Genomic DNA, 20,697 nt, shown 5'->3' with positions numbered 1-20,697 from the left:
CCGATGCGTTCGTGCGCGAGTCTAGCCGGTGCGAGCGTGCATGGCTATGCGGCGGTGAGACGCGGTGTCCGCATCGTGAGACGCGGCCCCGCGTGACGGGCGTCAGCCGCACCTCGCCAGGATGCGAGGATGGCAACCATGGAAGAAATCACCGACAAGCAGGTCACTCTCACACGCGAAGCGGAGGGCGTCTACCTGGCCAGGAACGCCGAGGGTGCCGAATACCGGTTCGGACACAACGTCGACGGCGCGCTCAGCTCCATCGAGCTGCTGATGGTCGCGATCGCCGGCTGCTCGGCCACCGATCTCGACATGATGACGTCGCGGCGCGCCGATCCGACCAAGTTTGATGTCACGGTCGACGCGCAGAAGGTCGCGGGCTCCTCGCCCGCGTTCCTGCGCAACATCGAGGTGCTCTTCGACGTCGCGTTCCCCGAGGGCGAGGACGGCGACAAGGCCCGCGCGCGCATCGGCGCCGCTCTGAAGGCCGCCGAAGAGAAGACGTGCACGGTGTCCCGCACCGTCAGCGCAGGCTCTCCCGTGACGCTGAAGACCGCAGACGGAGCCGCCTAACCCGATGCGCGCATCAGCCGCCGGTTGAGGCTAGTGGCCGATGTCGCGCAGCGGCAGCTGAGAGACCAGCTCCAGCGCGGCCTCGTGCTTGTTGAACGTGATGACGTGGATGCCGGGGGCGCCCGCATCGAGCAGGTCTCGCGACAGCCGCGCGGCGTGCGCGACGCCCGCCCTGCGGGCCGCGACATCGTCCTCGGCTGCCTCCAGGTCCGCGACCAGCGCCTCCGGAGTCGGCACTCCGGTGAGCTGGGCGGCCCGGTTCGCGCGGGTCACCGAGACCAGCGGCATCACCTCAGGGATGATCGGCAGGCCGATGCCGTCTGCGGCGGCGTCCGACACCAGCGCGCGGTAGTGGTCGACGTCGTAGAACACCTGGGTGATCGCGAAGTCGGCGCCGGCATCCTGCTTGGCGCGCAGCACATCCAGGCCCTGCTGGCGCCACTGCGGCATCGCGTGCTGGGCAGGGAACGCCGTGACGCCGATGCTGAGGTCGTCGACGCCGTGCGCGCGGGCGACCTCGCGCAGCAGGACCACGAGTTCGCTCGCGTAGAGCAGCCCGTCCGGGTGGGGATGCCAATCCTTCTGGCCCTGGGGAGGGTCGCCGCGCAGCGCGAGGAAGTCGCGCACGCCTTCGCCGAGGTAGGCCTCGATCACTGCCGTCAGATCCGCGCGCGACTGGTCCACGCACGTGAGGTGCGCGAGCGGGGGGATGGTGTGCGCCTCAGCCAGCCGCTGCACCACCGACCGCGAGGTGCCGCGCGTGGTGCCCGACGCGCCGTACGTGATCGACATGAAGTCCGGGTCCGTCGCGGCGAGCGTGGTCATCGTCGCCTCGAGCGTGGCCTCTGCCGTCGGGGTGCGCGGAGGGAACAGCTCGTAGCTGAGCGTCGGCGCGCGATGGCGGAGGAGATCTCGGATGGTCATGGCGCTGGCCACGATAGTGCGGCGGAGTGGCGCGGCGCCACTGCGTCGGCGTGGGGAGCGCGGGGCAGGTGCGCTGTGTCCGTGCTCCGGGCCTGCGCGCCGTCCCCTGGCCCGCTGTGACGCGCTCCGTCCACTCGACTCCCGGCCTGTCGGTGCGGGGCGGCCGCCGCTCCTCCACACTGGACCCATGATCACCGAGACGAACGACCTCACCCGTTGCTTCGGCAACGGCGACCCCTTGTACGAGCGGTATCACGACGAGGAATGGGGCCACGAGATCCACGGCGATGCCGACCTGTTCGAGCGCATGGTGCTCGAGGGGTTTCAGTCGGGGCTGTCGTGGCTGACCATCCTGCGCAAGCGGGAGTCGTTCCGAGCGGCCTTCTCTCAGTTCGCCCCTGAGGCGGTGGCGGAGTTCGATGACAGCGACGTCGAGAGGCTCATGGCCGATGCGGGGATCGTGCGCAATCGACGCAAGATCGAGGCGGCGATCACGAATGCGCGCGCGGTCGTGGCATTGCGCGCTGCTGGCCGCTCGCTCGACGAGGTGGTGTGGTCGCACCAGCCACCGCCGCGCTCCGGGGCGCCTGAGACCTGGGAGGACGTCCCCGCCTCCACCCCGGAGTCCGCGGCGCTCGCGAAGGAGCTGAAGTCGCTGGGCTTCGTCTTCGTCGGCCCCACCACGATGTACGCGCTCATGCAGGCATGTGGGCTCGTGGACGACCATGTGGCGGGGTGCGTCGCCGCGTCGAGGTGACGCGCGGGGCTGCTCGCTATCGCGCGAATGCGAGCCCGGCCGACCGCACGCCCACCAGCACCTCGCTGTCAGGCTGCCATCGCTGGTCGCCGAGCACGCGCGCCTGCACCGGCTCCTCGCATGCGGGCAGGTCCATGGTGACCACGGCGTCGTGCCCGAAGTAGGCGACATCACGGATCATGGCCCGCACGCCCGCGCCGGCGCCCCCGGCGACCTCACTGGCCACGCCCAGCGACAGCTGCTCCGGCCTGAGGACCAGGTCGACGGCGTCGCCGTCATGAGCCACGTGACCGTCGGCCAACGTGGCGGGCACCGCCCCCAGGGGACCGACCACTGCGCCGCCGTCCCAGATGCCCGGCAGCACCAGCGCGCCGCCCACGAACTGGGCGAGCCATCGGGACACCGGCTTCGCGTAGATCTCGGCCGGGCTGCCGGCCTGCACCAGCCGGCCCTCGTCCACCACGACCACCTGGTCCGCCATGGACAGCGCCTCGTCCTGATCGTGCGTCACCAGCACCGCGGTCGTCTGCGCGCGCCTCAGCACCTGCCGGACCTGGCCGCGCACCTCGGCACGCAGCGCTGCATCGAGCGCCGAGAACGGCTCGTCCAGCAGCACCACATCCGGCTCCGTGGCCAGTGCCCGCGCGAGAGCGACGCGGTGGCGCTGCCCGCCGGACAGCTCACCAGGCATGCGGGTGGCATAGTCGGCCATGCCGACCATCTCGAGCAGGTCGCGCGCGCCCTGGGCCCGGCGCGCCGCACGTGGCAGGCCGAACCCCACGTTCGCGAGCACGTCGAGGTGCGGGAACAGCGCGGCGTCCTGGGGAACCAGACCGATGCGCCGGCGCTCAGGCGCGACGTGCACGCGTGGTCCGGACAGGACTCGGCCATCGACCACGATCGCGCCCTCGATGGGCCTGTTCAGTCCGGCGATGACGCGCAGCAGTGTGGACTTGCCCGAACCCGACGGGCCCAGCACGGCGGTGAGGCTGCCGTGGGGCACGGTGAAGGACACACCTCGGAGCACGGGCACGGAGTCGTAGCCCGCGACGATCTTGCGCACCTGCAGCTCACTCACAGCGTCTCCTCGGGCCGACGTCTGCCGCCAGCGACTTCTCGCGTCAACAGCAAGGCTGGCACAGCGGCGACCAGGATCAGGACCAGTGCGTACGGCGCCGCCGCGGCATAGGCCGTTCCGGACGTGAGCCGCCAGAGGGACGTCGCCAGCGTCTCCGTGCCCGTGGGTCGCAGCAGGAGCGTCGCCGGCAGCTCCTTCATGGCGGTCAGGGCGACCAGCAGCACGCCGGCCCCGATGCCCGGCCACGCGATGCGCGCGGTCACGCGGGTCCACACCCTCGCCGGCGAGAGGCCCATCGTGCGGGCGGCGTCCTCGAGACCGGGCTCCACCTGACCGATGCTCGATCGCACGGCCCCCACCGCCTTGGGCAGGAACAGCACTCCGTAGGCGAATGCCAGCATCCAGATCGACTGGTACAGCATCGGCGCCGCGTTGAGCGAGAAGAACACGAGCGACAGTCCTACGACGATTCCCGGCAGGGCGAGCCCCAGGTAGCTGGCCGACTCGGTGACGGTGGCCAGCCGCGACCGGTACCGTGCCGCGAGAATGCCGATGGGCAGCGCGAGCGCCAGCGCCACGGCCGCTCCCGCCGCCGCCAGCCCGACGGTGGAGACCGCATCCGCCAGCAGGTCCTCGGCGCGCACCGCCGTGGACGTGTCGGTCCTCAGCACCAGATACTTCGCGAGCGCACCGAGCGGCACTCCGAGCGACAGCGCCGTCATAACCGCGAGGCCGCCGTGCGCCACCCACGCCCACCGGCCCAGCGCCACCGGGACTGGCGCGGTCCGCGCCGCAACGGTGGATCCCACCCGGGCCCGGGCACCGCGCAGGCGCCTCTCGGCCACGACGAGGGCGATGCCCATCGCCGCCAACACCAGGGACATCACCGCCGCGAGAGTGCGGTCGAAGAGGGACTCGTAGGCGACCTGGATGGCCCACGTGAAGGCTTGGTAGCGCATGAGGGCGACGGATCCGAAGTCGCTCAGCACGTACAGCGCGACGAGCAGCACCCCGGCCAGTGCCGCGGGGCGGATCTGTGGCCACGTGGCCTCGATGAACGCCTGCCAGCGGGTGCGGCCCAGGGTGCGCGCCACATCCTCACTCGCGGAGTTCGCCAGGCGCAGGGCGGCGATGGTCGGCAGCGTCACGAGCGGAACATTGCACAGGGTGAGGACGATGAACGCCCCCCAGAACCCGCGCACCTCAGTGGTGGCGATCCATCCGAATGCGGCGACGTAGGACGGCACCGCGAGCGACAGGGAGGTCACCACGAGCCAGATGCGGCGGCCGGACAGGTCCGTGCGCACCAGCAGCCACGCGATGGCCACCCCCAGCACCAGGCATGCCGCCGAGACGGCGAGCACCAGGCCCACGGTGTTGACCATGAGGGTGGCGATCCGCGGGCTCCACAGCGCCTCCACGACCTCGGAGCGCTCGGCCTGGGCGACCCTGACCACGAGGTAGATCAGCGGGATGGCGGCCAGCGCTGCCGCCACCACGGCGGAGGCCGCCAGCACCAGGCGCCCGCTGGGCGCGCGGAGACGACGACGGGGGGCCAGAGTCGCCTCTGATCCCCCCGTCGCCGCGTGCCGTGCGAGGCGCATGCATCTCCCTACAGGAGGCCGACACTCACGAGCAGGTCGGTGGTCTCACCCAAAGAGTCGAGGTCGGACAGGTCCAACTCCGGGTTCGTGAGCGTCTCGAGCGCTGGCAGCCCTTCGGGGGCCGCCACGCCGTCGATCAACGGATACTCGAAGGTGGTGTCCACAAAGTACTGCTGAGCGGACTCGGAGACCAAGTACTCGATGAATCGCAAGGCGTCCGCATCGTCTGCGGCACCGCTGAGGAGCCCTGCCCCGGTGACGTTCACGATGCCGCCGGCATCCCCCGCCTCGGGGAACGCCAGCTGGGCGCGCATGTTGTCGGCGCCGACCTCGGCCGCCATCCGGTACCAGTAGTAGTGGTTGATCAGGCCCAGCTGGATCTCGCCCGCGTTCGCGGCCTCCAGGATGGGCGTGTTCTTCGCGTAGATCTGGACGTCGTTGGCTTCCATGTCCTCGAGCCAGGCCTGGGCCACGTCCTCTCCCTCGAGCACGCGGAGGGCCGTCACGAAGGACTGGAAGGACGCGTTGGTGGGAGCGATGCCGACCTCGGACGACCACTGCTCATCGGTGAGCGCGGCCACGGTCGTGGGGACCTCATCGGCGCTCAGCTGATCGCTGTCGTAGACCACCACGCGTGCGCGGCCGGTGACGCCGACCCACGATCCGTCGGTCGACGTGAAGCCCGCCGGTACCGTCTCGGTGATGCTCTCGGGCAGCGTGGCGAACATGTCCGCCTTGGCGACGGCTCCCAGTGCGCCGGCGTCCTGCGCCAGGAACACGCCGGCGGGAGTCGCGTCGCCCTCCTCGAGCAGCAGCGCGGCGAGCTCGGTGCTCCCCGCGTAGCGCACATCGACGCTGACGCCGGTCTCGGACTCGAACTGCTCGATCAGCGGATCGATCAGCTCCTGGTCGCGCCCGGCGTAGAGCGTGAACGCGTCGTCGGCCACGGCAGCGGAGTCGGACGAGGTGCCCGGAGTGGGCGAGGTGCCGTCGTCGGCGGCGGAGCATGCGCTGAGGGTGAGCGCCGCGAGGGCGGCGGTCGCAATGGCGGCAGGGCGCAGGGCAATCATGGGTGGCCTCTCGGAAGGTGTCGTGCAGAAGTGAGGCAACCCTAATATGGAATTACGCAACATGCCAATTGCGTAACTGGCAGGGAGTTGTCGCGCCTGTCGACCCACACACCACTCAGGCCCACACCACCCCTGCGCGCTGCACATCGGCACACGTGAGTGTTGACTGTTCCCGGTCGCGCAAGCGATTCTGAACCCCAGGGTCACGGGGTCCTTCTCCTATGCCGCACGTTTCTCCGTCGCCATCCATGTCTGCAGGGCACGGTCGCCCACGGCTGAGCGAGCAGCACACGATCAGAGGATCAGCGCATGATCACCACGGGCGTCCAGACAGGTGCCGTCAGTGTGCGATCGATCGCCACGGCCGTGCCGCCGACCGTCCTCGAGCAGGAGAGGGTGCGCGACCTGTTCGTCGGCCAAGCCGATCTCTCACGCCTCGCGCGGCGACTGGTCGGCTCCGTCTTCGACGCCTCGGCCATCGCGCGTCGCCACACCGTCGTGGACGAGTTCGCGGGTGCGACCTCCGGCGCCGCAGCGTTCTACGAAGCACAGAGCCAGACCATCCTCACCCCGTCCACCGGAGTCCGCAATGCCGCGTACACCCGCGAGGTGCGGCCGCTGCTGACGGCAGCTGCAGCAAGCGCGATCGACGAGGCACCGGGACTCGAACGATCCGACATCACTCACGTCATCACCGTGTCCTGCACCGGGTTCTTCGCGCCCGGACCCGACTACGTCCTGGTGCGGGACCTCGGCCTCGCCCCCTCCACCCGACGCCTGCACATCGGATTCATGGGATGCTACGGCGCGTTCCCGGCGCTGCGCGCCGCCGTCTCGACATGCCTGGCTGAGCCGACCGCGACCGTGCTCATCGTGTGCGTCGAGCTGTGCACGCTGCACGTCCGGTCATCGAACGACCCCGACACGATCGTCGCCTCTTCGGTCTTCGCCGACGGCGCAGCGGCCGCGGTGGTCTCCGCACGGCCAGCGCCCGCCGGCTCGGCGGTGCTCAGCATCGACGCCCAGGAGACGATCCTGACCGATGGCGGCGAGACCGACATGGCCTGGACGATCGGCGACCTCGGGTTCGAGATGGTGCTGTCCCGCTACGTGCCGCGCATCATCGAGGATCAGATCGTCGGCGCGCTCCTGCCCCTCCTGGGCACTGATCCCGCGTCCGCCGCCACCGCGTGGTCGCAGATCGACCGGTGGGCGGTGCACCCAGGCGGGCGCGCGATCCTGGACCGCGTGCAACGCGCGCTCGACCTCACCGAGGAGCAGATGTCCCCCTCGCGAGAGGTGCTGCGCGACTACGGCAACATGTCGAGCGCGACGGTTCTGTTCATTCTGAAGAAGCATCTGGACCACCGGGGACAGGAGGCGGCCACCCCTTCGTCCCCCGAGCGAATCGCCGCGATGGCGTTCGGGCCAGGTCTGACCGTCGAGTCCGCGCTGTTCACACGGCTGGTGACACCATGAGGTCCGGTGGGATGGCCCGTCGGGACACCGAGGCGCGAGAGTTCATGGACGAGCCGGACTGCGACCCCCACCGTCTCGAGCGCACCTACCGGCACTTCACCACCGTCAACCGGCTGGTCTCGGGCTGGCGCCGCATCTACCGGGGAAGGATTCGGCCGCATCTGAGTACCCACACGCCGACCACAGTGCTGGACGTCGGCTTCGGCGGCGGGGACATTCCACGCTCCCTCGCACGGTGGGCCGCCGACGATGGACTGGCGCTGCACATCACAGCCATCGATCCGGACCCGCGCGCGCTCCTCCACGTCCGCCGGCTGCCCACCGCGGATGTCCGCTTCGAGCAGGCGTCGAGCGCAGACCTGGTCGCCCGTGGCGACACGTTCGACATGGTGATCTCGAACCACGTCCTCCACCACCTCGACGCGCACGAGGTGGGCTCGCTGCTGGACGACAGTCTCGCCCTGTCGCGACACCTGGTGATCCACAACGACCTGTCGCGAGGACGCCTCGGCTATCACCTCTACGCGGCAGCGACGGTGTCACTCTCGCGACGGTCGTTCGTGCACCAGGACGGCCTGCTGTCGATCCGCCGCAGCTACCGGCCTCCTGAACTGCGCGCGCAGGTACCCCCGGAATGGAGGGTCGAGCCGATGTTCCCCCAGCGGCTGCTACTCACCCATGAAAGAGTCGGAGGATGAGCCAGCCTCCGGACGGACGGGCGACCCGGGGCCTGATCACGATGGCAGCCGCGTGCTACGCCACCAATGTCGCCTTCGGGCTAGGGGTGGCAACCGGTGTGATCGACAACAGGCGCATCCACTGGGTCCACCACGCGCTGTTCATTGCCACCGGCTCAGTGACAGCACTCGCACTCGCCGCGAGCGCTGTCCAGCGCAGGCCCGCCGGTCTCCCGCTGCTGCTTGCCGTCGGCCCGCTCGCGGCGCTGCCGTATGCCGGTGGACGCCTGCGTCGACATGCGACCGTGGCCGGCATGGCGGCGCCGTCGTTCGTGACCGCGCTCATTCTCGCCTGGAGGAGGCACTGATGGAATTCCTTGACGTCGTCCGTCGCCGCAAGACCACCAACGGGGCTTTCCTGCCCGACCCGGTCACCGAGGAGCATCAACGCCTCCTGATGGAGGTGGCGGGCCGTGCCCCGTCGCAGCTGAACAGCCAGCCGTGGCGATTCGTGATCGTCGAGGAACGCTCGACCATCGAGCGAGTAGCGCAGATCAGCGGCGAGAGCATGACCGAGGCGATGTCGAACGGCACGTTCTTCGAGCGCTACAAGCCGTACTTCCGGTTCAGCAAGGAGGAGATGGAGCGCCGGCGCGACGGGATGCTCTTCGACCGGCTTCCCGCACCGCTGCGCCCGTTCACCAATCAGGTGTTCACTGCTCGTGGGCAGAAGCTCATGAACACCATGCGCGTGCCGCAGACCCTCGGCGCGGAGAACCGCAAGCTGGTTGCCGGCTCTCCGCTGCTGTTAGGCGTGATGCTCGACCGCAACGAGTACCGACCCGGAGAGCTGTCCTCGTTCTACTCGGTGTTCAGCATGGGGGCGGCGATGGAGAACGTCTGGCTCACCACCGTCCAGCTCGGCATGGGCATCCAGTTCATCTCGTTCCCCATGGAGGTTCCTGGGCGGTGGGACGAGATCGTGGCGCTGCTCGAAGTTCCGGACGATCTCGAGCTCATGGCCGTCTACCGGCTTGGCTACGTGCCCGACGAGCAGCGCCGGCCACCGATCGACTGGACCAGCAGCCAGCGGAAGCGTCCCTCGCAGTACGTCTTCCGAGGCACGTGTGCCACGCCCCAAGCAGGGTGGGACGAGCCCGAGAGGGCCGATGAGGCCTGATGAGCGCATCCTGAGGCGCCGCCGCGGCGGGCCGTCAGCAGTAAGCGCGGCGGTGACGATCGGTGGCGTCCTGCAGCAGGGCATCCACGATGCGCTTGTCGGCCGGCAGCCAGGCCACATCGCGCCATCCGCCCGGCTCCAGCACCCGGAGCTCGTCGTGGTCCTGCAGGGGCCGCGGCTCGACCGTCGCACCGTCGGCGCCAGGCAGCACACGAGCCCACCAGACCCTCATCACCAGACGCTCCACATCGGCATCGCCGGGGCGCAGCATCCACACCGGTTCGTCGCCGCATTGGTCGTCGACCCCGCGACCGTCGTCGGGCCCGGGAATCTCGTCGCCGATCTCGATCTCGACGCCCAGCTCCTCGCGGAGCTCTCGCCGGAGCGCCTGCTCGACGCTCTCACCCCGCTCCACCTTGCCTCCCGGGAACTCCCAGAGCCCCGCGAGCGCATCGGGCGCCGTTCGTCGCGCCGCGAGCAGTGTGCGCGGCACCAGCAGGTCGTCAGTGATCGCCGCAGCGACGACGAGCCTGGTCGAGGAGCGGCCGCCCATGGCGTTACGCCGTCGTGCCTGCGTAGGCCGCAGGGTCGAGCAGGCTCGCGGGCTCCTCGGCGAGCGTGACGGTGAAGATCCACCCCTCGCCGTAGACGTCGGAGTTGATGAGGTCCGGCGCTGATTCGAGCGCGGGGTTGACCTCGGCGACGGTGCCCGTGACCGGCGAGTACAGCTCACTCACGGCCTTGGTGGACTCGAGCTCCCCGCATACCTGGCCCGCGACGACCGCCGCACCGACCTCGGGCGCCTCGACATAGACCACGTCGCCGAGCGCATCGGCCGCGTAGGCGGTGATTCCCACCGTGACGACGGAACCCTCCACGAGCTCGCCGCGCACCCACTCGTGCTCCGCCGAGTACTGCAGGTCCTCAGGAATCTCCGGCATGACGGCCCACCTTTCGCTTGTGACACGTGGCCTTCGAGACCATGGGCACGAGGCTAGCCGCCCCGCGTGTAGAACGGTAGCGCCACGACGCGCATCGGCTCCCGGCGTCCCCTGACGTCGACGACGACCTCGGTGCCGATCTCCGCGAGCTGCGGCGGCACGTACGCCATCGCGATCGGGTGACCGAGGGTGGGCGACGGAGCACCAGAGGTGACGATGCCGATCTGGCGATCGTCCGCGTCGGTCACGGGGTAGCCCGTGCGCGGCGACCGTCGGCCCTCACCGGACAAGCCGACCAGGACCTTCTGCGGCCCCTCGTCGCGAGCCCGCTCGAGAGCGGTCCGGCCCACGAAGTCCCCGCGGGCGGGCCCGCCTTCGCGCCCGAACGCCACGATGCGGCCGAGCCCCGCTTCGAAGGGGGTGGTGTCATGACTGAGCTCGCGCCCGTACAGCGGCATGCCCGCCTCGAGTCGCAACGAGTCGCGAGAGGCGAGACCGCACGGCGTCAGCCCCGCGGCGTCGCCACGCTCCATCGCGAGGCGCCACACAGCGCCCGCCCGGTCCGCGGGCACGAACAGCTCGAAGCCGTCCTCGCCGGTGTAGCCCGTCCGGGCGGCGAAGGCGTGGATGCCACCCTCGAGCAGCACGTTGGACGCCTTGTAGTACTTCAGCGCAACGATGTCCTCCGCGCCCAGCTCGCACATCGACGCCGTGATGGACTCCGCGGCGGGCCCCTGGATGGCGATCAGTGCGATCTCGTGCGTCTCATCCTCGACCGCGGCGTCGAAGCCGCCCTCGTGGATGCGGGACCGCAGCTGCGAGAGCACCACCTCGCGGTTGGCGGCATTGGCGACCACCATGAAGTGGTCCCAGTCGCGGCGATAGACGATGACGTCGTCGATCACGCCCCCGTCCGGCGCGCACATCATCGTGTACTTCGCGCCCCACAGCGGAACCCGGCTCAACTGCCCCACGAACGCGTAGTCGAGGGCCGCCGCCGCGTCCGCACCCCTCACCATCAGCTCGCCCATGTGCGAGAGGTCGAACAGCCCCGCCGCGGTGCGTACCGCCTGGTGCTCGGCGATGTCGCCCTCGTATCGCATGGGCATCTGCCACCCGGCGAAGTCGACCATGGTGGCGCCGTCGGCAATGTGCTCGGCATGCAGCGGAGACGTCTGAGAAGTCACATGTCCAACCTACGCGATCGGGCCCCACTGGTCGCCGTCAGCACGCGACGCACGCCGGGATGGGCGGGGTCAGCGAGGGCCCGTGCGGGAGCGCCGATGCGCTGCCCCGGGGGTCAGGGCTCGCCAGCTCCCGACAGGAAGACGATGGCGAGCACCGCGAGAGTCACGACGGCGGCGAGGGCAGCGGCCACCCCCATCGCCGTCAGCAGCCGCCGACGTCGCTCAGCGACACGCCGCCGCGCGGCCTCCGCCGGTGCGACGACCGCAGGCGCCTCCCGCGCATCGGCCCGAGCGGGAGGCGGTCCATCCTCGAGTCGCGGAACCTCCGTCGCGGACGACGCGGCACGCGGACCATACGCTCCGTCCCGCTCGCCGAAGGTGCCGCGAGAGACCTCATGCGACTCATAGCCGTCCGGCAGCTCGCCCGGTCTCGTGCCACGCCTCCAGCCCCCTGGCGCACCGGACTCGCCTGGTCCGCCGCGTGGCCTGGCCAGCTGCGTCGCGTCCTCCTGAGGCTCGGCCACAGGAGCGCCGGATCGGGACGAGAGCCGGGTCGCGTCGGGTTCGTGCCCGGCCGATCGGGACGAGAGCCGCGTCGCGTCGTCGAGGTCGCGAGCGCCCTCCATCGCGGCATCAGGGTGGGCGGCCGATGCGTCCTCGCCGCGTCCGCGGCGGGTCACGATCCGCGTCGCGCCATCGGGGTCGTCGTCATCGTCCGACGTGGGCCTGCGTCGCGACGTCAGGCGAGTGGCGTCGTCAGCATCGTCGTCACGATCCTCGTTCACGGCCTGTGGACTCCCCGCACGACGACGCGGCACGACGCGCGTCTCATCGTCGGACTGGGCTGCGTCATCTGGTGGCGAAGAATGATCGCGTTCGTCGGGGGTCACACGCGCTCCCGGCGGCGTCCCGCTACGGTGGTGTCGTCATCATCGTTCCTCAGTCCCCACGAGCGCCAGGGGGACGGGTCCGCATCGTCGCTGGTCTGCGCATGGAGAGTGTCCGCCACCACCACCGTGACGTTGTCGCTCGCGCCGGCCTCCACCGCGGCCTCGACCAGGCGACTCGCCGCGAGGCCCGCCTCCCCGGCCAGCGCCGCGATCGAGCCGATGCGCGCATCGGACATCGCCTTCATGAGTCCGTCGCTGGCGACCACGAGCCTGCATCCGGGCATCGCGGGCACCAGCCAGGCATCGAAGTCACGCAGGCCGTCGCCGATGGCCCGCGTCACGATGTTGCGGTCCGGATGCACCTCTGCCTGGGCGGGGGTGATGTCGCCGCGGTCCACGAGCTCCTGCACGTAGGAGTGGTCGACGGTGATCTGCGACACGCTCCCCCCGTACAGCGAGTACACCCGGGAGTCGCCGACGTTGATGACCATCCACCAGGGATGACCGTCGTGCTCCACCGCGATGGCTCCGGTGAGCGTGGAGCCGGAGTTGCCGCCCGCCTGCTCACTGACGCGCTCGACGTCGCGCTGCGCGCGCTCGACCGTCGTCACCACGTCGTGGGGCGTCACTGGCGATGCCTCTGCGAGCGGACGGAAGGCCTCCACCACGGCGGTGCTCGCCGCCGCTCCCGCCACATGTCCCCCCATGCCGTCCGCGACCACGTGGACCGGACCGAGGCTCAGGAAGGCGTCCTCGTTGCGAGCGCGCCCACCAGGATCGGTGGCGCCGGCGCCCGCGCACCATGCGACGTTCATCGGCGGTCCTCGGCGACGACGATCCGAGCCACCAGGTCGCCGAGGATCAGGTCGCCGTCGACAAGCGCGCCGTCGTCGCCGACCTCGCGCTCGGTGCCGTCCTCGGCGCGCACGTAGGTGCCGTTGGTGGACCCGAGGTCGCGCACCCACCACCCGCCGTTGCGGGGTTCGAGCTCCGCGTGGAGCTTCGAGAGCGTGCGCGTGGGATCGTCGACGCCGAGGCGGCCCGGGATCGCGGCGGCCGTCGAGCGGCCCAGCACGACGCTCTCGCTCCCCAGCCCGTAGGACGCCCCGCCCTCGACCTCGAGGACCCACGTCTCGCGCTTCCGCGACGCGATGACGGTGTGGTCGTCGTCATCGTCGCTGTCGCTCGCTGGAATCGCACCTGCGGGGGGCGATGGCGGGGCGGCGGTCGGCACAGGTGCGGGCTCAGGCAACGCGCTGCTCGCGGCCGATGCGGTGGCAGGGGGCTCGTGGGCGACCGAGCCGGCGGCCCCGGCTGTCGACGGCGTGCTCGGCGACGGCGTGCTCGGCGGCAGGGGTGCGAACGAGGGCGTCGCGGGTGTCGCGTCGAGTGGCGAGTCAGGGAGTGCGGCATCGCCGAGGTCCGGTGGCGGCGGGATGGGCGTGGGGGCCGATGCCGGGGTCGGGACAGGTGTCGAGGGCACGGCCGGCGTCGGGGGCGACGCGATGCTCGGCACAACTGGTGGCGTGTCGACCGGCGGCGTGTCGACCGGCGGCGCGTCGACGGCCGGGGCCGCTGCGCCGGGGGCATCCGCATGGGGAGCATCCGGGCGGGGCTGGTCTGGGCCGGGCTGGTCTGGGCCGGGCTGGTCTGGGCCGGGCTGGTCTGGGCGGGGGTCGTGAGGGCGTGGCCCGTCAGGTTCCTGCGCCCGGCGCTGGCGTCGCGAGTCGGGCGCGGCTGCGGCCGGAGTCACCGCATCGCCCGTCATGTACGGCGAGAGCCGCTTCAGGTAAGGAGAGGCCGCCGAGGGCGGCGGCACGTGCGGGACAGCCGCCGTCGCGGGCGACGGCTCTGAGGGCGGCGTGGTCGGCGTCGCCGCACGTGGGTCCGCCCCTGCGCCGTCGTTGTCGCGAGCGAGCGACTCCTGGGGTGCCTCCGCAGGCGGCATCGGCGAGGGCCTCTCGTCGGCACCATCGAGGTCAGGACGCGACTCTTCCGCATCAGCAGGCGACGACGGCCGCTCCGACGGCGTGGGAGAGGACACGCCGTCGACTGGAGACGCCGTCGGCGCCTCTGCCGTGCCTGCGGGCGACAGGCCCTGCCACCCCGGCGGGAGCGGAGCGACATCGGCAGCCGCCGACGGGGTGGTCGGGGCTGGTGCGCCGGGGGCGGGGGCGGTGGTCGCCGCAGGCGACGATGGAGTGGCGGTCGATGGGGGCGCCTCAGCGTCGGCGGTGCCCTCGGGAAGGGACGTCACGCGACTGGCGGCCGGCTGGTCGGGCCAGTCGTCGCCGGAGACCTCTGGGTCGCTCGTACGGTCGGCCTGGGGCCCGACCACGCGCACGCCGTCCTTCCGTGCGGCGGCGCCGATCGCTCCCGGCTCATAGGGAGAGGAGTCGCCGTCCGGGGAGGGGCGCGCCGCGACGTCGGGCGAGGAATCCGCGCCGAAGCCCGCCCACCGCTGCGCCACCGTCGCGCCGCCATCGCCCGTCATCCAGGAGGGCTCATGGGCACCTGCGGCCGGCGCGCGGGGAGTGGGAGCGGCCGTGCTTTCATTCGCCGCGTCCGCCTTCGCCGAGACTTCATCGGCGGCGGGCGGTGCGCTGGGCGCCGGCGCGGTCTCGATGGCCGCCGATGGCGGCTCCGCGGGAGCCGCGGCACGCGTGTCCGTCGTGGCGAGCGATCCGCTCGCCAGCGCGGCAGTCTCCTCGGGCTGCGCGGCCGGCCCGCCGCGGTTCGTCGGACCGGACGCCGCGCCCGCGGCAGCGGCGTTGGCCGTCACGCCACGGCCGGTGGCCTGGTAGGAACCCCAGCCGAGGACCGAGGCCCAGATCGCCGGGGCGATCGCGGCGAGCCACGTCAGCCCTCGCGGCGCGCGCATCCGCAGCTCGATGGTGCCGGCACCGGAGATCCACATGACCCACCCGACGAGTCCGCCGAGCAGCCACATGATCAGACCCACGATCATCGTCATGCGCACGGCAGAAGGCGCGGTGTCGAACGCGATCGTCGCCACCACAGCGGTGACCGCCACGACCGCGCCCACGAACTCGACCGACCGGGAGATCGCCACGGGAAGGGTCGCGACACGGCCCTCGCGCGCGGCCGCGATCCAGCGCTGCACCGGTATCCAGGCGTGAACGGGATTGCCGCCGAACTTGCGCAGCAGGGCGCCGAGGGCGAGCCCCATCCACACGAGGTCGATCGCCGCAGCAACGCCGAGCGGCACCAGCACCGCCACCCCCAGTGCCGTGTTCATCGTTGTGGTCCCTTCCTGTCTGCCATCTGAACGCCGTCATCCATCACCGCGCGGTCCTGCCACGACTGTGTCACGGCTCCGCCGGTCCACCGCGCACCCTACGTGCGACGGCGGCGATCCGGCCTGCGCCGTCGCGACCGCCCCGTGGAGCGCCGGCTCCCCGTGCGCGCGGTGTGCTCCGCACGCCACTGCGGCCTGTCGGAGCGCCGACGCGCCTCCGGCTTCGGAGCCGGCGTCGCCACCGAGTGCCACACCGAACGCAGCGACACCCGCATCCTGAGTCTTGCCCACCAGCCCCGCTGTGCCAGCCACGCCGCGCGGTCGGCGTCGATGAGCGCCCAGAACTCTTCCGCCTCCGCGGCCGAGGTGCCGCCGCCGGAGAACGTCGCCCGGTCCGTGACCGTCGCGATGCGCGAGCCGTGGCCGGAGCCGTATGCGGCCGCCATCTCCGCCCGAGTCGCGAGGGGCATCGGCTCCATCCCCGCCTCCACCGCGGTGTCCACATACTCGTCCCAGCCACCGTGCACGACGTCGGCGGGCGCGCCCTTGCGTCGCCGTGATCGGCGTGCGGCCTTCCACGCGACCACCAGCAGGAACGGTCCGCAAAGCACCAGCAGCACCAGCAGCCCGATGCCGCCGATGCGCACGGCGGTGAGGATCCACCCCGCCTGTCCGTCCGCGTCCTCGTCCAGGGAGGGGTCCTCGTCCGTCATGCCTCGCTGAGACGACGGCGGCACGATCGGCTCGGCGCGCTCCGGGTCGAGAGCGGACGGGTACTCGGGGTCGGTCTGCTGGGACAGCTCGGGCGACAGCGGTGCCTCGTACTGCGGCGACACGTCGGCTTGGACCCACGTCCCGTCGCTGCCCTGCACCTCGACCCACGCCGCGAGGTTGCGTCCACGGCACTCGCCCCCGTCGCACGGCGGGACGGTCCAGCCCGACTCGTCCGTCTGGGCAAGTCGCACGCCCACCACCACTCGCGAGGGGAAGCCCAGCTCGGCGGCGACCAGCGCGGCGGCCGCGGCGAACTGCTCGTCGTCGCCGACGGCGGCGACCAGGGACGCACCTGGATTGGTGGCCACGGCCTCCTCGCGCTCGATCAGCGATGCGAACAGCCTGTCGATGCGGTCGTACGAGTGACCGGCGGCCGAGGAGGCGAAGGCGTAGCCGGGAAGATCGCCCTCCCAGTTCGCGGCGGTCTCGCCAGCGTCCAGCGCGTGGCTGAGGTACCCGCGCTCCCGCAGGCGGGTGAGGAGTTCGTGGAGACCGGCGCCGTCGCGAGTGACGTTCTGGAGCGTCACCCAGTCCGACAGCGACGGGGGGATCAGCTCGGTGTCGATGGTCGCGGCGCCAGGAGAGGCGCCGAGATCGGCGAGCACGCCCGGCTCGACCGGGACATGCCCCTCCACCGTGTAGCTGTCGCCGGCGACGATGCCGCCCTCGGCGCCCATGACGCCCGTGGCGCCGTCAGCGAGATAGTAGAAGCCGTCGATCAGCTGGGCCTGACGCGGGCCGTGGAAGTCGACGCTGCCCAGCGGGCCGAGCAGCGGCACCCAGATGCCGCCCCCCGCGCCCACGGTGACGTCGGCACGCACGGTGGTGGTGCCGGGCTCCGGGGCGATCGTCGACGGCACCCGCTGGAAGCGCACGGGCGCCTCGTCGGGACCGGCCGATGCGCTGAAGGTCTCCCCGTCGAAGTGCGCCAGCGAGGCGAGCCGCACGTGCTCGGGCGAGCCTTCGCTCGGCGTGACCGAGAACAGCACCGCATCGTACGCATCGTCCTCGAAGTACGAGCGATAGGAGGCCAGCGGCGACACGGACTCCGCGAGGGTGAGCCGGGGGTCGATCGCGGTGCGGGCGACATCGCGCGGCGTCTGCGCGGCGATGGGGCCGCTCACGACCGTGGCCGCCGCCGTCGCCACGACGATGATCGCCAGCACGGCCGCGACTCCACCGAGGACGCGCACGTGCGGTCGGCGCACCAGGCGCGCCTCAGCACCCTCCTGCGCGATCGCGATCGCGCGGTGCCTGGTGTGGGCCGCGCGCCAGCCGAACCAGCTCAGCACCAGGAAGAAGAGGGCGAGCCCGACCGCGAACTCGCGCGTCACGTAGGTGCCGGCGAGCCCGTCGGTCAGCGCATCCGCCCTCACCGCCGGGCCGATGGCGACGCCTGCGACCAGAAGCCCCGCGAGCACCACGGCGCCGAGGCCCCACGCGCGGCGCGCGCGCACCGCGGCCCACGTCGCCAGCAGGGTCGCAGTGAGGAACAGCGCAAAGACGGGGACGAGCGTGGCGCGGTACTCCCCGAGCGGAAGCGGCAGCGTCACCAGGTCCTTCCATCCGAGGACGGGGCCGCGCACCAGGTCGACGGCGGCATCCTGCCACGCCTCGGGGCCTCCGAGCGCTCCCGGGATCGCGAGCAGGGCCCCACCCCCGACGTACACGAGCAGGGCGAGCACCAGCGCGAGCCCTGGGCCGCGGCGCATGCGCTCGCACGCGACGGCGATCGCGGCGCCGGCGACGATCGCGACGCCCACGGTCAGGACGTACCGCCAGGACTCGAACACCGGCAGGAGGCTCCATGCGGCAATCGCCGCTCCGCCCATGACGAAGACGGCGTTGATGAGAACGAACGTCCACGTCGCCCGGCCGGGCGCGCCCCGCCTTGCCGCCGCCATCCCCCGTCGGGCGCGCAGGTGCCTGCCGCGCGCGCTCACGTCGCGCCCCGGGCGAGCAGCTGTCGGAGGTCGTCGAGCACGCCGAGGCTCAGCACCCGCGTGCGACCCATCGCACGCATCGACGGCTGTGAATGGGGATCGCACACCACCGCGGCGACGGCGACATCGCCTCCGAAGGCGAGCGCGGAGCTCTGGAGGTGAGCATGGGTGGCTGCCGAGCCGGTGATGAGGAAAGCGAGCGACGTGTCCGACGAGGACTCGACGAGCATGCGCGTCAGGGTGGGCATCGACACGACGGCGGCCCCTGCCTCGACGCCCGCGAGGTCGTCCAGCAGGCCGCGCGGCGTCGTGACCCTCAGCTGGCGCAGGGAACGCACCGACGTGCGCGCGAACTCGGGTACCTCGCCGCTGACGATGGCCTGCACGTCGCGCCCGTCCCGGATGGCGCGTACGCCGAGCGAGCCGACGGCGCTCACCGCCATCTCGAACTCGGTGTCGGAGGCGTACGACTCCTCATCGAGGTCGAGCACGACGGAGATGGTGGAGCGACGCGTCTCCTCGAACTGGCGCACCATGAGGGTGCCCGTCTTGGCCGTCGACTTCCAGTGGATCTGGCGCTGCGCGTCTCCACGCGCGTACTCCCGCACCGCGTGGAACGAGATGTCCTCGTTGGTGATGGTCTTGGTGGCGCGGCCCTCGAGATCGCGGATGAACCCCATCGAGGTGCTGGGGATGGCGATGGTGACGGGGTGGATGTACAAGGTGCGCACGTCGGCCCAGTGGAACTCTCGCTGCAGCAGCCGCAGCGGGTCAGAGCGGGACGTGGTGGCGGGACCGACGTCGATGACGCCTCGGCGCGCGGCGGGGATCACGATGGACTCCCGGTGCTGGTGGTCGCGCCGCAGCAGCGGCACGTGGAAGTCGACGAGCCCGTGGCCCACCGGGACGTCGACCCGGCCCGGCAGCGCCAGCCGCGCCTGAGTGTTGCGCACCACGATCTCGCCCTCGGCGTCGTCCCCCGCGACCACCGCGTCGTGGCTCAGGCGGAAGTCGACCTCGTAGGCCTCCCGCCCCAGCAGGAACGGCAGTGCCAGCATGAGCAGCGCCACCGCCACGAGCGCACCGATGAGGAACTCGCCCCACCCGAAGGCCACGCCGAGCACCGTGCCCGCCACCGCCCACATGATCGCGGCCCAGCCGGCCGGCGTCACGACCGACCGCGTGTGCGCCCACCCCGTCGCGACGGCATCGGCCGTGGTCCGCGACCAGCGCAGGGCCCACAGCCCAAGCGCCACCCACCGCCCGCGCGACTCGCCCGTGAGCTGAGTCCGCGTGCCCGCCCACGTGGCGCTCGTGCGCGTGTGGCTGCGGGTATGCGACGCGGCGGACTGATCGGCGCGGGTGCGCCCCGTGGACTCGACGCTCAAGCGAGATCCTTCTGGCTGGGCGGCGGGGTGTCGAGGAGGACCTGACCGATGACGGCCGTCGCCGTGACCCCGTCGAACTCTGCCTCCGGGTCCAGGATGAGGCGGTGCGCGAGGACGGGCTCCGCGAGCGCCTTGACGTCGTCGGGGGTGACGTACGTGCGCCCGTGGCCGAGCGCCCAGGTGCGCGAGCCGCGCGCCAGCGCCATCGCCCCTCGCATCGACGCGCCCAGCCGCACCTGCGTCGCACCGCGGGTGGCGTCCACGATGCGGGCGATGTAGTCCAGGACGAGCGAGCTCGTGTGCACCGCGGCGGACAGCTCCGTCATGGCGGCGATGGTCTGCAGTTCGACCAGGGCGGGCACGACCACGCGAGGGGGCCTGCCCGCGTCGAGGATGCGCAGCGTCGCAGCGTGGTCGGGGTAGCCCAGCGAGGTGCGCATCATGAAGCGGTCCAGCTGCGCCTCCGGGAGCGTGTACGTGCCCGCCTGCTCCACCGGGTTCTGCGTCGCGACCACCATGAAGGGGCGGCCGGCGGGCCGGGTCACGCCGTCGACCGTCACCGCGCCCTCCTCCATCACCTCGAGCAGAGCGGACTGCGTCTTGGGGCTCGCACGGTTGATCTCGTCCGCGAGCACGACGTTCGCGAACACGGGGCCGGCGTGGAACTCGAACGTGCCCTTGCTCTGGTCGAACACCGTGATGCCGGTCACGTCGCCCGGCAGCAGGTCCGGCGTGAACTGGATGCGCGTGCTCGTGCCCTTCACGGTCTGCGCCAGCGCTCGCGCCAACGACGTCTTGCCGGTGCCGGGGACGTCCTCGAGCAGCAGGTGGCCCTCCGAGATCATCGCCGTGAAGGCGAGCTCCACCACGTGACGCTTGCCGAGCACGGCGCGCTCCACGTTGTCCGCGAGCGCGGAGAACGTGCTCGCGAACCAGTCGGCCTGCTCCTCGGTGACGGTCATCGGGTCTCCTT

The 20,697-nt window shown here is 71.5% G+C and carries 19 protein-coding genes; 6 read left to right on the top strand and 13 right to left on the bottom strand.

Annotation, left to right across the window (positions count from 1 at the left end; genetic code table 11):
* The first annotated feature begins 138 nt into the window (after positions 1-138).
* Entirely contained in the window at positions 139-573 is a 435-nt protein-coding gene (locus QQX02_RS06630; protein WP_301142030.1) for an OsmC family protein, read from the top strand.
* Between the two features lie 30 nt (positions 574-603).
* Here QQX02_RS06630 and QQX02_RS06625 read toward each other — a convergent pair whose 3' ends face one another.
* Positions 604-1,497, bottom strand: coding sequence for a methylenetetrahydrofolate reductase (locus QQX02_RS06625; protein WP_301142029.1), 894 nt, complete (start codon positions 1,495-1,497; stop codon positions 604-606).
* Positions 1,498-1,684: 187 nt separating this feature from the next.
* On the opposite strand from QQX02_RS06625, the gene QQX02_RS06620 reads away from it, so the two are divergent.
* Positions 1,685-2,254, top strand: a complete 570-nt coding sequence (locus QQX02_RS06620) for a DNA-3-methyladenine glycosylase I (protein ID WP_301142028.1) — start codon at positions 1,685-1,687, stop codon at positions 2,252-2,254.
* 16 nt (positions 2,255-2,270) lie between these two features.
* Here QQX02_RS06620 and QQX02_RS06615 read toward each other — a convergent pair whose 3' ends face one another.
* Genes QQX02_RS06615 through QQX02_RS06605 form a run of 3 tightly spaced genes read right to left on the bottom strand, consistent with a single transcriptional unit; the run spans position 2,271 to position 6,006 of the window.
* Complete coding sequence (locus QQX02_RS06615) at positions 2,271-3,332, bottom strand: ABC transporter ATP-binding protein (RefSeq protein WP_301142027.1); 1,062 nt, start codon at positions 3,330-3,332, stop codon at positions 2,271-2,273.
* Entirely contained in the window at positions 3,329-4,936 is a 1,608-nt protein-coding gene (locus QQX02_RS06610; RefSeq protein WP_301142026.1) for an ABC transporter permease, read from the bottom strand. The genes QQX02_RS06615 and QQX02_RS06610 overlap by 4 nt, the downstream gene beginning before the upstream one ends.
* An 8-nt stretch (positions 4,937-4,944) precedes the next feature.
* Positions 4,945-6,006 (bottom strand): iron ABC transporter substrate-binding protein, encoded by a 1,062-nt coding sequence (locus QQX02_RS06605; protein ID WP_301142025.1) that lies wholly within the window; start codon positions 6,004-6,006, stop codon positions 4,945-4,947.
* A gap of 309 nt (positions 6,007-6,315) precedes the next feature.
* Here QQX02_RS06605 and QQX02_RS06600 point away from each other — a divergent pair, with 309 nt between their 5' ends.
* The 4 genes from QQX02_RS06600 to QQX02_RS06585 are packed head-to-tail and all read left to right on the top strand — an operon-like array spanning position 6,316 to position 9,342.
* On the top strand, positions 6,316-7,485 hold the full coding sequence (locus QQX02_RS06600) for a type III polyketide synthase (protein ID WP_301142024.1): 1,170 nt from the start codon (positions 6,316-6,318) through the stop codon (positions 7,483-7,485).
* Positions 7,486-7,496: 11 nt separating this feature from the next.
* Positions 7,497-8,183, top strand: coding sequence for a class I SAM-dependent methyltransferase (locus tag QQX02_RS06595; RefSeq protein WP_301142023.1), 687 nt, complete (start codon positions 7,497-7,499; stop codon positions 8,181-8,183).
* Positions 8,180-8,530, top strand: coding sequence for a hypothetical protein (locus QQX02_RS06590; RefSeq protein WP_301142022.1), 351 nt, complete (start codon positions 8,180-8,182; stop codon positions 8,528-8,530). The genes QQX02_RS06595 and QQX02_RS06590 overlap by 4 nt, the downstream gene beginning before the upstream one ends.
* A complete protein-coding gene (locus QQX02_RS06585; protein WP_301142021.1) occupies positions 8,530-9,342 on the top strand; it encodes a nitroreductase family protein in 813 nt (270 codons plus the stop codon). Before QQX02_RS06590 ends, QQX02_RS06585 begins: the two co-directional genes overlap by 1 nt.
* A gap of 34 nt (positions 9,343-9,376) precedes the next feature.
* Here the strand turns inward: QQX02_RS06585 and QQX02_RS06580 are convergent, their stop codons facing one another.
* The 9 genes from QQX02_RS06580 to QQX02_RS06540 all read right to left on the bottom strand — a co-directional run bounded on the left by QQX02_RS06580 (position 9,377) and on the right by QQX02_RS06540 (position 20,686).
* The gene (locus tag QQX02_RS06580) at positions 9,377-9,895 is read right to left on the bottom strand and encodes a (deoxy)nucleoside triphosphate pyrophosphohydrolase (protein ID WP_301142020.1); all 519 of its coding nucleotides are present in this window, start codon (positions 9,893-9,895) and stop codon (positions 9,377-9,379) included.
* Between the two features lie 4 nt (positions 9,896-9,899).
* Positions 9,900-10,283 (bottom strand): glycine cleavage system protein GcvH, encoded by a 384-nt coding sequence (gene gcvH, locus QQX02_RS06575; RefSeq protein WP_301142019.1) that lies wholly within the window; start codon positions 10,281-10,283, stop codon positions 9,900-9,902.
* Positions 10,284-10,336: 53 nt separating this feature from the next.
* Positions 10,337-11,470, bottom strand: a complete 1,134-nt coding sequence (gene gcvT, locus QQX02_RS06570) for a glycine cleavage system aminomethyltransferase GcvT (protein ID WP_301142018.1) — start codon at positions 11,468-11,470, stop codon at positions 10,337-10,339.
* A gap of 113 nt (positions 11,471-11,583) precedes the next feature.
* The gene (locus tag QQX02_RS06565) at positions 11,584-12,255 is read right to left on the bottom strand and encodes a hypothetical protein (RefSeq protein ID WP_301142017.1); all 672 of its coding nucleotides are present in this window, start codon (positions 12,253-12,255) and stop codon (positions 11,584-11,586) included.
* Positions 12,256-12,356: 101 nt separating this feature from the next.
* A complete protein-coding gene (locus QQX02_RS06560; protein ID WP_301142015.1) occupies positions 12,357-13,175 on the bottom strand; it encodes a PP2C family protein-serine/threonine phosphatase in 819 nt (272 codons plus the stop codon).
* The gene (locus QQX02_RS06555) at positions 13,172-15,619 is read right to left on the bottom strand and encodes an FHA domain-containing protein (RefSeq protein WP_301142013.1); all 2,448 of its coding nucleotides are present in this window, start codon (positions 15,617-15,619) and stop codon (positions 13,172-13,174) included. Before QQX02_RS06555 ends, QQX02_RS06560 begins: the two co-directional genes overlap by 4 nt.
* Before the next feature lie 98 nt (positions 15,620-15,717).
* Positions 15,718-18,297: a transglutaminaseTgpA domain-containing protein gene (locus tag QQX02_RS06550; RefSeq protein ID WP_301142012.1), complete on the bottom strand. Its 2,580-nt coding sequence runs from the start codon at positions 18,295-18,297 to the stop codon at positions 15,718-15,720.
* 35 nt (positions 18,298-18,332) lie between these two features.
* Positions 18,333-19,724, bottom strand: a complete 1,392-nt coding sequence (locus tag QQX02_RS06545; protein WP_301142011.1) for a DUF58 domain-containing protein — start codon at positions 19,722-19,724, stop codon at positions 18,333-18,335.
* Complete coding sequence (locus tag QQX02_RS06540; RefSeq protein ID WP_301142010.1) at positions 19,721-20,686, bottom strand: AAA family ATPase; 966 nt, start codon at positions 20,684-20,686, stop codon at positions 19,721-19,723. The genes QQX02_RS06545 and QQX02_RS06540 overlap by 4 nt, the downstream gene beginning before the upstream one ends.
* Positions 20,687-20,697: the final 11 nt, after the last annotated feature.

The sequence above is a fragment of the Demequina muriae genome, assembly GCF_030418295.1.
GTDB classification, from domain to species: domain Bacteria; phylum Actinomycetota; class Actinomycetes; order Actinomycetales; family Demequinaceae; genus Demequina; species Demequina muriae.
The sequence above is the reverse complement of the archived record's forward strand: the minus strand, read 5'-3'. Positions and strand labels throughout refer to the sequence as shown.

Excerpts from the sequence above, each read along its gene's own strand:
- QQX02_RS06630 (WP_301142030.1), top strand. The coding sequence starts at position 139 with ATGGAAGAAATCACCGACAAGCAGGTCACTCTCACACGCGAAGCGGAG.
- QQX02_RS06625 (WP_301142029.1), bottom strand. The coding sequence starts at position 1,497 with ATGACCATCCGAGATCTCCTCCGCCATCGCGCGCCGACGCTCAGCTAC.
- QQX02_RS06620 (WP_301142028.1), top strand. The coding sequence starts at position 1,685 with ATGATCACCGAGACGAACGACCTCACCCGTTGCTTCGGCAACGGCGAC.
- QQX02_RS06610 (WP_301142026.1), bottom strand. The coding sequence starts at position 4,936 with ATGCGCCTCGCACGGCACGCGGCGACGGGGGGATCAGAGGCGACTCTG.
- QQX02_RS06605 (WP_301142025.1), bottom strand. The coding sequence starts at position 6,006 with ATGATTGCCCTGCGCCCTGCCGCCATTGCGACCGCCGCCCTCGCGGCG.
- QQX02_RS06600 (WP_301142024.1), top strand. The coding sequence starts at position 6,316 with ATGATCACCACGGGCGTCCAGACAGGTGCCGTCAGTGTGCGATCGATC.
- QQX02_RS06595 (WP_301142023.1), top strand. The coding sequence starts at position 7,497 with ATGGCCCGTCGGGACACCGAGGCGCGAGAGTTCATGGACGAGCCGGAC.
- QQX02_RS06590 (WP_301142022.1), top strand. The coding sequence starts at position 8,180 with ATGAGCCAGCCTCCGGACGGACGGGCGACCCGGGGCCTGATCACGATG.
- QQX02_RS06585 (WP_301142021.1), top strand. The coding sequence starts at position 8,530 with ATGGAATTCCTTGACGTCGTCCGTCGCCGCAAGACCACCAACGGGGCT.
- QQX02_RS06580 (WP_301142020.1), bottom strand. The coding sequence starts at position 9,895 with ATGGGCGGCCGCTCCTCGACCAGGCTCGTCGTCGCTGCGGCGATCACT.
- gcvH (WP_301142019.1), bottom strand. The coding sequence starts at position 10,283 with ATGCCGGAGATTCCTGAGGACCTGCAGTACTCGGCGGAGCACGAGTGG.
- QQX02_RS06560 (WP_301142015.1), bottom strand. The coding sequence starts at position 13,175 with ATGAACGTCGCATGGTGCGCGGGCGCCGGCGCCACCGATCCTGGTGGG.
- QQX02_RS06555 (WP_301142013.1), bottom strand. The coding sequence starts at position 15,619 with ATGAACACGGCACTGGGGGTGGCGGTGCTGGTGCCGCTCGGCGTTGCT.
- QQX02_RS06550 (WP_301142012.1), bottom strand. The coding sequence starts at position 18,297 with ATGGCGGCGGCAAGGCGGGGCGCGCCCGGCCGGGCGACGTGGACGTTC.
- QQX02_RS06540 (WP_301142010.1), bottom strand. The coding sequence starts at position 20,686 with ATGACCGTCACCGAGGAGCAGGCCGACTGGTTCGCGAGCACGTTCTCC.